12 protein-coding genes and 1 pseudogene are annotated in these 12,342 nt (G+C 40.6%); 10 read left to right on the top strand and 3 right to left on the bottom strand.

The genetic code is table 11. The features are described from left to right. Positions 1-5: 5 nt before the first annotated feature. The 3 genes from WAX46_RS03390 (at position 6) to WAX46_RS03380 (ending at position 4,507) form a co-directional block, all read left to right on the top strand. Complete coding sequence (locus tag WAX46_RS03390) at positions 6-206, top strand: PspC domain-containing protein (RefSeq protein WP_226567245.1); 201 nt, start codon at positions 6-8, stop codon at positions 204-206. Beyond that, on the top strand, positions 199-585 hold the full coding sequence (locus WAX46_RS03385) for a phage holin family protein (RefSeq protein ID WP_226567244.1): 387 nt from the start codon (positions 199-201) through the stop codon (positions 583-585). Before WAX46_RS03390 ends, WAX46_RS03385 begins: the two co-directional genes overlap by 8 nt. A 67-nt stretch (positions 586-652) precedes the next feature. Then, complete coding sequence (locus tag WAX46_RS03380) at positions 653-4,507, top strand: metallophosphoesterase (RefSeq protein ID WP_336493353.1); 3,855 nt, start codon at positions 653-655, stop codon at positions 4,505-4,507. A 31-nt stretch (positions 4,508-4,538) separates the two neighbouring features. On the opposite strand, the gene WAX46_RS03375 is transcribed toward WAX46_RS03380, so the two are convergent. From WAX46_RS03375 to nagA, 3 genes are read right to left on the bottom strand one after another with little or no spacing between them, the layout of a single operon-like run. Then, positions 4,539-5,264, bottom strand: coding sequence for a GntR family transcriptional regulator (locus WAX46_RS03375; protein ID WP_336493352.1), 726 nt, complete (start codon positions 5,262-5,264; stop codon positions 4,539-4,541). 18 nt (positions 5,265-5,282) lie between these two features. Continuing rightward, positions 5,283-6,008, bottom strand: a complete 726-nt coding sequence (gene nagB, locus WAX46_RS03370) for a glucosamine-6-phosphate deaminase (protein WP_226567241.1) — start codon at positions 6,006-6,008, stop codon at positions 5,283-5,285. Continuing rightward, entirely contained in the window at positions 6,008-7,198 is a 1,191-nt protein-coding gene (gene nagA, locus WAX46_RS03365; protein WP_336493351.1) for an N-acetylglucosamine-6-phosphate deacetylase, read from the bottom strand. Before nagA ends, nagB begins: the two co-directional genes overlap by 1 nt. 176 nt (positions 7,199-7,374) lie before the next feature. On the opposite strand from nagA, the gene hprK reads away from it, so the two are divergent. The 7 genes and pseudogenes from hprK to WAX46_RS03330 form a co-directional block, all read left to right on the top strand. Beyond that, on the top strand, positions 7,375-8,298 hold the full coding sequence (gene hprK / locus WAX46_RS03360; RefSeq protein WP_226567239.1) for an HPr(Ser) kinase/phosphatase: 924 nt from the start codon (positions 7,375-7,377) through the stop codon (positions 8,296-8,298). A 20-nt stretch (positions 8,299-8,318) separates the two neighbouring features. Further along, positions 8,319-9,143: a prolipoprotein diacylglyceryl transferase gene (lgt, locus tag WAX46_RS03355; RefSeq protein WP_226567238.1), complete on the top strand. Its 825-nt coding sequence runs from the start codon at positions 8,319-8,321 to the stop codon at positions 9,141-9,143. A gap of 15 nt (positions 9,144-9,158) precedes the next feature. Next, a complete protein-coding gene (locus WAX46_RS03350; RefSeq protein ID WP_226567237.1) occupies positions 9,159-10,118 on the top strand; it encodes a nucleoside recognition domain-containing protein in 960 nt (319 codons plus the stop codon). Beyond that, positions 10,099-10,749, top strand: coding sequence for a pyrophosphatase PpaX (gene ppaX, locus WAX46_RS03345; RefSeq protein WP_226567236.1), 651 nt, complete (start codon positions 10,099-10,101; stop codon positions 10,747-10,749). Before WAX46_RS03350 ends, ppaX begins: the two co-directional genes overlap by 20 nt. Before the next feature lies 1 nt (position 10,750). Then, on the top strand, positions 10,751-11,269 hold the full coding sequence (locus tag WAX46_RS03340; protein ID WP_226567235.1) for an acyltransferase: 519 nt from the start codon (positions 10,751-10,753) through the stop codon (positions 11,267-11,269). A 69-nt stretch (positions 11,270-11,338) separates the two neighbouring features. Beyond that, positions 11,339-11,767, top strand: a complete 429-nt coding sequence (locus WAX46_RS03335; RefSeq protein WP_226567234.1) for an Rrf2 family transcriptional regulator — start codon at positions 11,339-11,341, stop codon at positions 11,765-11,767. 61 nt (positions 11,768-11,828) lie between these two features. Further along, positions 11,829-12,331 (top strand): annotated as a pseudogene (locus WAX46_RS03330) (NAD(P)-dependent oxidoreductase); the annotation flags it as partial. Positions 12,332-12,342 lie beyond the last annotated feature (11 nt).

Genomic DNA, 12,342 nt, shown 5'->3' with positions numbered 1-12,342 from the left:
TCTACATGAAGAAGCTTTATCGTTCAGCAACAGATAAAAAAATAGCGGGCGTTGTTGGTGGGCTTGCCGAATACTTATCTGTTGATGCATCACTGCTTCGAGTTTTAACGGTCATCCTCGGATTTATGACAGTATTTATGCCGATCTTTTTGATCTACTTCATTTGGTATTTTGTTGTTCCGGAAGAAGGCACTAAAAATGCTTAGATGGATCGCCAGTATTTTAGTGAATGCATTACTTTTAATCGTCATTGCTGGATATTTTGATTCGGGCATTCTGCCAGGGCTAGGTAGTGTGTATGTTGAAGGATTTGAGGCAGCCATTGTGGCAAGTATTATTTTGTCCTTGCTCAATATTCTAGTGAAGCCGTTTTTAATTATTTTAACGCTGCCAGTGACAGTGATCTCACTAGGATTGTTCTTATTTGTCATCAATGCCATCACACTGATGATGACATCTAGCTTTATGGGTGATAGCTTTAACATTGTTGGGTTCGGAACGGCCATTTGGATGGCTATCATTTTATCTGTATTCCATCTGCTTATACAAAAGGGAATCGTGGAGCCGTTAGCGAAAAAAAGCTAGCGGTTTTTTTCTCCTGTCATAAAAACGTCCTTCCAGAGACACAATACTCAAAGGGAGGCGGTGTAAAATGGTGAACGTAAGTAGACAAATGATGTGTTTATGTTTTTTTATCATTTTTTTTTGTTTCAGTCAGCCTGCGTCAGCAGGACCCTTCATTCAAACACATGTGAATATACCAGACAAGCCTTTTTCACCTTTTATTTTTGACCGATTTCATGTAGACGTGCGTCCGATTCAAGGAAAAAGCCATGATCTTCAGTTTCGGGCAACCATAAGTCAGTCAGAGCAAATCTTGTCTGCAAACTTGTATTATAAACAAAGTGATGAACTAGGATATCGCTTGATTCCTATGGAACGGTTACCAGGAATGAAGCCAGAGTTTACAGCAAAAGTTCCTCCAAATCAATTATGGAATTCAACGGTTTATTACTATACAGAGTTTCTTACACAGAAATCTGTGATCAAAACCGCAGAAAAATCTGTTCACTTGGACGGATTTGAAGAGGACCTTTCACACATTCCCGACTTATTCATCACGGAAATTGTCGTCAATTCAAAAAACCGAAAAAGCAAAGATGCATTTGAATTTTTAGAAGTTTATAACACGACACAAGCCCCTATCTCTCTTCAGCATTATCAGCTGCGCTACCGTGATCCTACACAAGGTACCGAGATGGATGATGTTTATTCATTTCACGCTAATCCAGTCACGATTTCACCTGGAAAGCCTTATGTTTTCTGGTTAAGAAAAAAAGAGCAGGAGCATTTAACTGTAGCCGATTTTAATGCCACGTACAAAACCCAATTAAAAGAGGGAGAGCATCTATCAGTGATCGAAAGCAAGGGGCTTTCCAACTCCAAATCTCGTCTTGTCTCCATCACAACGAATATAGGTGAGGAGATCTCTTCAGCAGCATTTCGTTTGAAGCCATCATTGTTAAGCGAGCATAAATCCTTACTGTTCAAGTATCCGATGGATGGAACGCCTCAGATGAAGCTGATCTCGAAAATTGAAGAAGAGCCGACACCTGGAAAAGTGTTAAAAGCACAAATTCCATCTGAGAAAAAAGAAATTTCACGAGATATTCATAAACCTGTAATTGAAGATATGACGGATCGGAAACCGATAAAACCAACAGAAGGCATTGAAATTAAAGCGGATGTACAGGATGATCAGTTCGTCAAAACCGTCAAGCTGCGCTATCGAACGAGTCGCAAAGATGATTTTAAAGAGATTCTGCTTCAAAAAGATCATAACGACCGACTGTTCCATCACATTATTTATTCACCGGAGTTGATTGGGAAAGAACAATTAGAATATCAACTTGAAGCGTCAGACGGCGAAAATGGATCAATAACAATGAAAAAAACGATTGATGTAGAGCAAGTCAGCAAGGCCCATGGTCTTCGTTTCAATGTAGAAGAGGGAGATACGGTTTCAGGGTTATTTGCATTAAAGGCCACATCAGATCGAAAGAAAACCATTCATTTGACGGTAGATAAAAAGCGAGTTCGACAAACCTTTTCGGCCCTTGAAGCAGATCCATATGTCTCATTTGATGTCAAAGGAACAAATTTATATTTTAAAAATGGTGTGTCTATAGGTAAGCACTTACTTTCTATTTTTGATGATTCGACAAAAGTGTATCGGACCTATACAATACCAATACCAGAAGAAGTCTTGAAAAAGGCAGGCCCACAAACGATTTCTTTCCATGCTGGAACGAAGTCTTCACCGTTTGATCGCTTGCCAGGAGAGAATCACGATGATTTTGAATTGAAAAATGTCAGATTGATCCTATCAAACGGAACACAAATCATTCCATTAAATGATAAACCACAAAAAGAATGGAAGATGGGTGATGGTAGTCATGCCAAAAAGGTAAAAGCATTTCAATTTCAAATTCCGAAACAAGCATACGTTTCAACCTATATTCAGTTGGATACAAGAAGGATGAAAGAAGGCTCGCATCTTATTCAAGCCAAAACAGCCGACGAGCATGTATCTGTACATGTGAAAGTTGATAATACAGGTCCGAAAATCAAAACAAACATACAAGCAAATGACCAATATAAAGGAGCCTTTACATTAAAGGCAAAAGTCACGGATCGTTGGAGTGACATAGAGGATATTCGCACATTCTTAGATGGAAAACCGATTTCTCTGCCATATAAGACGTCTTCTAGCGAATTAACTCCTGGGCAGCACACGTTTACAATAAAAGCAAAAGATGCCGCGGGGAACAAATCGACACTAAAAAAAGAATTCAAGACGGTACATGAGCATCCTGAGACACCAGAACGCATAGCAGATAAGACAAAAATGGAATCATCTAAGCAAACGGTTTTAACAAAGGATCCAACAAATGATAAGTTAGATTACTCATTTTATCGTGCCTATCAATACACCTCTTTGCATCCATCAATGAAGATCTTTAAATATGCAGCAGAGACCGAACCGCCAAAGGCACTTAACCAAAGAGGAGAAGTGGTCTTTTCTGAACGTGAAAGAAATCGCATTGCATTTGCTGATGGTAAGGCCGTCGAAACGAAGGATTTACAGCGTTTTCCTTATCATCGTTTTCAAATCAAGGTTCATCATCACGTACGTGAGAAAGATGTCGTCGAGGCTGTGTGGAAAGGAAGCTCATTGTCAGGGAGAAAGGTGACGATGTACGCTTGGAATCATCAGCAGGAAAAGTGGGATAAAATCATTCATCACTTTGCTAAGGATCAAAAAGAATTTTACCTTAAAGGGTTGCTGTCGGTCAGACAGTACATGAAGAACCAGACGTTTGAGTTGCTCGTACAAGATGAAATCAGCAAGACCCAAAAGCCTTATAAAATGGTATGGATGTCTGATACACAATATTATGCTAAAAGCTATCCTCATATCTTCAAACAAATGGTCGAGTGGATTAGAGATCAAAGGGATCAGTTAAACATTCAGTATGTGTTCCATACTGGCGATATTGTGGATGATTCAAAGGATAAGCAGTGGAATCGTGCGGATACATTTATGCGAGTGTTAGATGAGCATCATATCCCGTATGGCGTATTGGCAGGAAATCATGATGTTAGACACAAAGACGGTTTTTATGCGGAATATGGGAAATACTTCGGTGCCAAACGATTTGCAGAAAAACCTTACTATGGTGAATCCTATCAAAACAATAAAGGGCATTATGATCTCATCTCTGCTGGGGGGAATGATTATATGATGGTATATATGGGCTGGGGGATTAAGCAAGCAGAAATCGATTGGTTAAATAGAGTGATTTCTGAGCATCCAGATCGTATCGTCATTTTAAACTTTCATGAGTATTTGTTAGTGAGTGGCAATCGAAGCCCGATTGGCGACCTTATCTTCCACCAAGTGGTGAAACGTCACCCAAATATTGTGGCAGTATTTAGCGGCCACTACCATGGAGCCAGCAGGAAAGTAGATGAGCTTGACGATGACCATGATGGAAAAGTTGACCGGAAAGTATATCAAATTCTTGCTGATTATCAGTCGGGTCCAGAAGGTGGACAAGGGTTTATGCGATTGATTACAGCAGATCAAGAAAAAAATCAACTTCATCTTACAACATACTCACCCTACCTGAATCAAGAGCATTTCTATGATCCTAAAACATATGGAGATCAGGATGAGTTTTCAATTGATGTGGATTTGACACCAAAAATGAAATCCGTTAAAACCAATTACTTTGAACTCAATGTGTATTCAAACATCCTTCTAGGAGAAGCAAGAGGTGTGAAAAGCGGCAAAAAAGCAATCTTTGAGTGGAAAGGCTTAAAGCCAAATCGAGAATATTATTGGTACACTGTCGCAAAAGATCGTTTCCAAGGGAAAGCTGTTTCACCTATATGGAAAATTCATACAAAAGATGATGATCAAACAAAATTTCTTCGGAAATAAAAAACACTGTGCTCCGCTTCAGGAGCACAGTTTACCTTTCCATTGTATGAATGAGCTTGTAACGATCTCCTCTATAAACTGAAAGAACAAACTCAAACGGAAGATCGTTTTGAAAATAAGTCGTTCTTGCAATCGATAGTACAGGAGTACCTGTTGAAATGGACAGCAGGTGTGCTTCTTCCTTTGAGGCAACAGTGGCTTCAAGCTCCTGCTTTGCGTGAGCAATGGCAAGGCCTGTGTTGTTTTCTATATATTCATATAAAGAGCCAGTGAGATGTGCCTTTGTAAAGTCTCCTGCAAATGTTTCAGGTATATAGCTTGTTTCAATGGCCATTGGTTCATCATTTGCAAGACGTATCCGTTTCAGTTCATATACAGTATCACTGTTTGACAGCTGTAAGGCTGGTCGTAAGTGCTCTGGACATGCGATTCTTTTGAAATCAATCAGATGGCTTGAAGCTTTGAGCCCGCGCTGTCGCATATCTTCTGTAAAGCTTGTTAAGCCTTGAAGCGGCTGTTCAAATTTTTTTCGGCTAACAAAGGTGCCTTTTCCTTTTTGTCGATATAAATACCCCTCGTTTACAAGGTTCGATAAGGCTTGTCTGACAGTCATTCGACTAATACCAAAGCGTTCGGCATATTCTCTTTCAGAAGGAATGAGTGTATCAGGTGATAATGTTCCATCCTCAATCTGCTTTTTCAAGTTCTCCATAATCTGATGGTACATCGGAATAGGTGACTGCTTATCAATAAACATGTGAAAACCCTCTCGTGTTTAGCGTAGTGAACCAGCTTCTCTATCAATGAAAATCGTCACATCTTGATGAAGTTTCAGGGCAGATGCAGGGAAGTCTGGGTGAATCTCCGCCTGTTCTAAATATTGTATCACTTTCGCTTTTGATTTTCCTGATGCAAGAAGGAGAATTTTTTTGCTTGAAATGATGCTTGCAATCCCCATTGTAATGGCATGTGTAGGTACTTCATCAATAGAAGAAAAGTATCTTGCGTTGGCTTGACGGGTATTTTCATCTAATTGCACAACATGAGTGTTTGAGTCGAAGGGGGTGCCAGGTTCGTTAAACCCGATATGTCCATTTTGTCCTATGCCAAGAAGCTGAAGGTCGATGCCCCCTAAATCATGAATGAGTTGATCATATCTGAAGCATTCTTCTTCTAAATTAGTTGCAGAACCATTTGGCAGGAAATACTGATCATGAGGAAGATCAATATGATCAAATAAATGACTCTTCATGTATGTCATATAGCTATTTTCATGCATTGGATCAAGTCCTGCATATTCATCCAAATTGATTGTTCTTGTTTGTTTAAAGGATAGCTGCTGTGATTGATGAAGCCGAATTAATTCTTTGTAGGTATTGATAGGCGTACCACCAGTTGCTAGACCGAGCACTGCATCTTGTTTGGATTCAATTGTATGCGCAATGAGGGTAGCAGCTTCTTTTCCTAATTGATCTTTATCTTTAAATTCAATGATGTGCATTAGTGGTTGGCCTCCTTTTTTTCAAAGACGATATGTCCGCGGCAGATCGTCATTATCAGTTCTCCAGATTCATCCCAAATGACCAAGTCAGCCAGTTTTCCAACCTCGATCGAACCGAGCTGGTGATCAAGTCCTAGCTGTTTAGCAGCATTGGTGGAGGTCATCTTAGCGATCTCTGACCATCCACAATGTGTGATCTGTTTTATCCTTTGGACTCCATCTTTCATTCGTAAGATAGATCCTGCGAGTGTACCATCTGGAAGTAATGCTTTTTCGCCGCTGACTGTGACTGTTTGCCCTCCAAATTCGTATGTTCCATCTCCTAGTCCTTTTGCCCGCATTGAATCTGTAATCATGATCAACCGATCACTTCCTTTTGCTAGATATGCCAGCTTAATGGATAGAGGATGTGAATGAATACCATCTGTTATCAACTCACTTAGAAGGTTTTCGTTTGTAAGAGCAGCACCTAGAACGTTTGGCTCACGATGCTGAAACGAACTCATCGCATTATATAGATGCGTCACATGGCGTGCACCGTGTTTTGATGCTAGTTCAATCATGTCATGATGAGCATTCGTATGTCCAATAGAAGGGACTATGTTCTTTTCTTTTAAAAGTGAAAGAAAAGCGAAGTCAGGGTCTTCTTCAGGTGCAAACGTGACAATTTGAATGAGTTGTTCAGATGAATCGAGCCATTTTTCAAAAAGAGGGAGATCAGGCTGATGAATCCATTGAGTAGGCTGTGCCCCGGCCTTTTTCTTAGAAATAAATGGACCTTCGAGATGAATCCCTAAACATTGTGCCTGACTTCCTGCTTTCTCTGCATTATATTGTTTCCACCGGGCGATATTTTTAAGTGCTTGCTCAATCTCTTGATGGTTTTTTGTAATGGTTGTGGCTAAAAAGCTTGTCGTTCCTTCTGAGGGTAAGCTATCAGCAAGTGTATTCATGGCTTCTGGTGTCGCATCCATCATGTCTGCACCATAGCCCCCGTGAATATGAATATCAATCATTCCAGGAAGTAAATAAAAGTTTTCCCGGGAAATATATACTTTTTCATAATTTCCTGTCGGTGGTGATGTTGAAATATAGTCGATCTTGCCATCGCGTAAACCGACAAAACCGTGTTCAATGATTTCTGTCTTTGTCACAATATGAATATTGGAGAGCAATAAAGAGCTGCTCATATTTGTGCCTCCTTATTCGTTGTCTGTAGTTTTAGTTTACCCTTTTTAAGTATAGTTGTCTATACCAGATGGTGAGCGAAACAGGATCAGGATAAAATACTATTTTGGGTTCATCATTGAAAGTGATAAAATAGAGCTGTATTTCTGAAACGCCTGTGATAAAAGGAGGGAAAAGGGTGCCGAAAGTTCGTACGAAGGACATAATGGAACAATTTCATCTTGAACTGGTAAGTGGGGAAGAAGGGATTAATCGTCCCATTACAATTAGTGATCTATCCAGACCAGGTATTGAAATGGCTGGATATTTTACATATTACCCAAAAGAAAGAGTTCAGCTTTTAGGGAAAACAGAGCTTTCTTTTTTTGAACAACTCCCCGAACGTGAACGAAAGCAGAGAATGATGTCTCTTTGTACAGATATTACTCCTGCCATTATTTTGTCACGAGATCGCGAAGTGCCGAAGGAATTAATTGAAGCATCAAATGAAAATGGTGTGCCTGTTTTACGATCAAGCTTGAAAACAACAAGACTTTCGAGTCGATTAACGAACTTTTTAGAAAGTAAGCTCGCACCAACGACAGCCATTCATGGCGTGCTCGTAGATGTATATGGTGTTGGTGTTTTGTTAATTGGGAAAAGCGGAGTAGGCAAAAGTGAAACAGCCTTAGAACTAGTGAAGAGGGGTCACAGACTGGTTGCAGATGATTGCGTGGAAATTCGCCAAGAGGATCAGGATACGCTAGTTGGAAGCGCACCAGAGCTGATCGAGCACCTTTTAGAAATCCGCGGATTAGGGATTATTAACGTGATGACCTTATTTGGAGCAGGCGCAGTCAGAAGCTTTAAGAGAATTACGATTGTGATGAACCTTGAGCTTTGGGAACAAGGCAAGCAGTATGATCGTTTAGGACTTGAAGAAGAGAAAATGCGGATCATTGATACAGATGTACCGAAGCTGACTATCCCTGTACGTCCAGGACGAAATTTAGCGGTCATCATTGAGGTGGCTTCGATGAACTTCAGGTTGAAACGAATGGGACATAATGCAGCTGAACAATTTACAAGTAAACTTGCCGATGTCATTAAAGATAATGGCTAGGATGAATAGGAGTTGTCTATATGAACGAAGCAATTCAACCAATTGATCCGATTGCTTTTCAGCTCGGGCCTATTTCGGTTCATTGGTATGGTGTGATCATAGGAGTCGGAGCCTTGCTTGGACTTTGGCTTGCACTAAGGGAATGTGAAAAAAGAGGAATCAATAAAGATACGTTTATTGACTTAATCTTATTTGCCATTCCAATAGCGATTATTTGTGCACGAATTTATTATGTGTCCTTTGAATGGGACTACTATCAGCAGCATCCAAATGAAATCATTAAGATTTGGAATGGCGGGATTGCGATACACGGAGGGTTGATAGGCGCAGTGCTGACAGCCATCGTATTTACAAGAGTGAGAAAGGTGTCCTTTTGGAAAATCGCCGATGTGGCAGCTCCTAGTATTTTACTAGGGCAGGCTATCGGGCGCTGGGGAAACTTTATTAATCAGGAAGCGCATGGGGAAGCTGTTTCAAGAGCCTTTTTAGAAAATTTGCACCTTCCTGAGTTTATCATTAATCAAATGTATATTGATGGTACCTATTATCACCCAACGTTCTTATACGAATCATTATGGAATCTTGCCGGCGTTGTGATGTTAATTTTATTACGCAGAACATCGCTGCGCAGAGGCGAAATCTTTTTGTCTTATTTAATCTGGTATTCAATTGGCCGTTTTTTCATTGAAGGAATGAGAACGGACAGCTTAATGCTGACAGAGCATCTTCGAATCGCACAAATAATCTCGATCGCGTTATCTGCAGTGGCCGTTTTGTTGATTGTATTTAGAAGAATTAAAGGCTACGCATCTATTCCGTACAAAGAAAATAATTCGTCAAATTAATGCAGGAGGGATAAGATGGGGGGAACATGGAAAAACGGCTTGAAAGCGGGACTATCGACGACTTGGACACTTGGAAAAGTCATTTTTCCAGTTACTATTCTTGTCAGCATCTTGCAGCATACGCCTGTAATGGATTGGATCATACAATTCATTCGTCCATTTATGGGGTTGTTTGGGCTTTCAGGGGAAGCGGCCATTCCGCTTGTATTAGGAAATATGCTGAACTTGTATGCGGGTATTGCAGCCATCTTGACATTAGAACTTCCTGTGAAGGAAGTATTCATTTTAGCGGTCATGCTATCCTTTTGTCACAACCTGATCATAGAATCGACAGTGGCAGCAAAGGTTGGGCTGAGGGTGTCTGTCATTTTGTTAGTCAGAATCAGTCTTGCCGTTGTTTCAGCTATTGTCATTCATCTCGTTTGGCAGGGAGGCGAGGGGGCGGCGCAATATGGATTGCTTACGGCAGCTCAGACGGCTGATGTGCCTTCAAGTTGGTACATGATCGTTCTTTTTGCTTTACAGAAAGCTGTTCTCGGTGTGCTCCAGCTGGCTTGTATTGTCATCCCTCTCATGATTATTATTCAATTCATGAGAGATTTAGGGTGGTTGCATACTCTGTCAAAGTGGCTGTCTCCTTTTACTAGAATGCTTGGAATGAAAGAAAATACGTCTATGACGATGGTGGCAGGTTTAACCATTGGTCTAGCCTACGGAGCAGGTGTGATGATGAAGGCAGTGGAAGAGGATGGCGTGAGTAAAAAGGATTTAACCTTGGCCTTCATTTTTCTTGTCGCTTGTCATGCTGTGGTCGAAGATACACTGATTTTTATTCCATTGGGCATTCCAGTTTGGCCGCTTCTTGTCATTCGCCTGATGTCTGCTATTTTATTGACAGCTGCCATTAGCTATATTTGGAGGAAGCGGGAACAAGCAGCTGTAGAAAGGAAGCCATATGAACGAATCAACCATTAACACAGTGCTATTTGATTTAGATGGCACGTTAATCAATACAAACGAATTAATTATTGCTTCATTTCAGCATACGCTGGACCATTATTACCCTGGTCAGTACAGCCGTGAGGATATCCTTCAATTCATTGGTCCATCGCTTTTAGATACATTTTCTGCGATGAATTCCGATCTGACGGATGACATGATTCAGATGTATCGAACGTTTAATCATGAACAGCATGATTTGCTCGTCACTGAATATGAGACAGTTTTAGATACATTAAAAGTGCTGCAGGATCGAGGGTTTAAGCTCGGAATTGTCACAACGAAGATACGTGATACGGTCTTAATGGGATTGAAGCTGACAAGTTTAGAGCCATTCTTTGAGGTCATTGTGACACTTGATGATGTACAAAATGAGAAGCCACATCCAGAACCAGTACAGCTAGCATTATCCAAGCTTGACAGTGATCCACATGAAGCGGTAATGGTCGGCGATAATTATCACGACATTTTGTCAGGACAAGCGGCAGGGACAAAAACGGCAGGTGTTGCTTGGTCCATTAAGGGAGAAAAGTCCCTTTTAAAGCATCGCCCTGATTTCATGCTGAAGAAAATGAGTGATCTTTTAGCAATTGTTGGAGCTGATTAAGTTGAGAAAAACAGATCGTTATCCTGTAAAGGGGGTCAATTCGCTTAGACAAGTCTATCGGACGGTCCCTTTTATGAAGGTTGTGAAAAACTTTATCTTTATACAAATAGCACGGTATATGCCCTTTATGGGAATGAAAAACTGGATTTATCGAACCTTTCTTCGCATAAAAGTTGGGGAGGATACGGCATTTGCCTTAATGGTTATGGTAGATCTGATGTTTCCTGAAAAAATCATTGTCGGTCGAAATAGTGTGATTGGCTATAATACAACCATCTTGTCCCATGAGTATTTGATTAAAGAGTACAGGCTTGGGGAAGTCTATATTGGAAATGAAGTCTTAATTGGAGCAAACTCAACCATTCTGCCTGGTGTGACGATTGGTGATGGTGCGATCGTATCTGCGGGTACGCTTGTTCATAAGGATGTCCCAGCAGGCTCCTTTGTTGGAGGAAATCCAATGCATATAATATATACAAAAGAAGAAATGGACGCACGTCAATCTCCGTCTGCTGAGTAGCTCGGCAGACTTTTTGGTTGACATTTTAACATGTTGTAACCATAATGATTACAATAGAGGTGAGAAAACATGAAAATCAGCAGCAGATTTACTGTCGCTGTCCATATTCTGGCCTTACTATCACTTGAAAAAGGATCATTACAGACATCGGAGGTTATCGCAGGAAGTGTGAATACAAACCCAGTGGTCATTCGCCGTATTATGAGTAAATTAAAAAAAGCAGGCCTAATTTCAACAAGTCTTGGCAAAGGCGGTTCTCAGTTGAACTGTAGTGAAGATGACATGACACTGCTCGATGTGTATAAAGCGGTTGAAGTGGTGGATGAGGGAGAATTATTTCAAATCCATGATTGCCCGAATCCTGACTGTCCAATCGGTGCAAATATTCAAGCTGTGCTAGAATTAATTTTGTGCCACGCACAAAGTGCGATGGAGCAAGTGCTTGCTGAGATCAAATTAAGTGAACTAACGCAGGTCTTAATCAAAAAAATTGGATAATCTACTCAATTTTTTATAAAAAATAAACGATATTGTAGGAGGAGTTAACATCAAAATTGGAGTAGCCGTTTTAGAGAAGGATGTGTTTCACTTTGAGGCAGAAGACGTCAAAGGTTTTGATGTCATTGTGAATGCATTTGGTGCACCTGCTGGAAAAGAGTATCTTCATGTAGAAGCTGGGAAAAGCTCATTGATATCTTGAAAGAGACACCAGACACTCGTTTAATCATTGTAGGCGATGCAGGCAGTTGATTTGTAGATAAAACAACCACACCCTAGTACCCAAAGGAATACTTTCGCTACTGCTTCATAGCAAGGGGAAAACCTAAAGGATTTTCAAAAGACTGAAGGGTTAAAATGGACATTCCTCAGTCCAACTGCATTTGTTGATCCTGCGTGCGAACGTACAGGTTCTTATGTAAAAGGAAAGAAGACCATCTCATTGTCAATTCAAAGGGTGACAGCTTTATGTCAGAATCGGACTATGCCATTGCGCTTGTCGATGAAATTGAGCAGGCTTCCTATGTTGGCGAACGGTTTACCGTTGTATCGGAAGCAAAATAAGGAGAACCCCG

This window comes from Bacillus sp. FJAT-53060, from assembly GCF_037104745.1.
Taxonomy (GTDB): Bacteria; Bacillota; Bacilli; order Bacillales; family Bacillaceae; genus Bacillus; species Bacillus stratosphericus_B.
This window is presented reverse-complemented; position numbering and strand designations above follow the sequence as displayed.

What these genes read in the sequence shown, in the direction of transcription:
- WAX46_RS03390 (WP_226567245.1), top strand. Translation starts at nt 6, where the DNA reads ATGAAGAAGCTTTATCGTTCAGCAACAGATAAAAAAATAGCGGGCGTT.
- WAX46_RS03385 (WP_226567244.1), top strand. Translation starts at nt 199, where the DNA reads ATGCTTAGATGGATCGCCAGTATTTTAGTGAATGCATTACTTTTAATC.
- WAX46_RS03380 (WP_336493353.1), top strand. Translation starts at nt 653, where the DNA reads ATGGTGAACGTAAGTAGACAAATGATGTGTTTATGTTTTTTTATCATT.
- WAX46_RS03375 (WP_336493352.1), bottom strand. Translation starts at nt 5,264, where the DNA reads ATGTTTATTGATAAGCAGTCACCTATTCCGATGTACCATCAGATTATG.
- nagB (WP_226567241.1), bottom strand. Translation starts at nt 6,008, where the DNA reads ATGCACATCATTGAATTTAAAGATAAAGATCAATTAGGAAAAGAAGCT.
- nagA (WP_336493351.1), bottom strand. Translation starts at nt 7,198, where the DNA reads ATGAGCAGCTCTTTATTGCTCTCCAATATTCATATTGTGACAAAGACA.
- lgt (WP_226567238.1), top strand. Translation starts at nt 8,319, where the DNA reads ATGAACGAAGCAATTCAACCAATTGATCCGATTGCTTTTCAGCTCGGG.
- WAX46_RS03350 (WP_226567237.1), top strand. Translation starts at nt 9,159, where the DNA reads ATGGGGGGAACATGGAAAAACGGCTTGAAAGCGGGACTATCGACGACT.
- ppaX (WP_226567236.1), top strand. Translation starts at nt 10,099, where the DNA reads ATGAACGAATCAACCATTAACACAGTGCTATTTGATTTAGATGGCACG.
- WAX46_RS03335 (WP_226567234.1), top strand. Translation starts at nt 11,339, where the DNA reads ATGAAAATCAGCAGCAGATTTACTGTCGCTGTCCATATTCTGGCCTTA.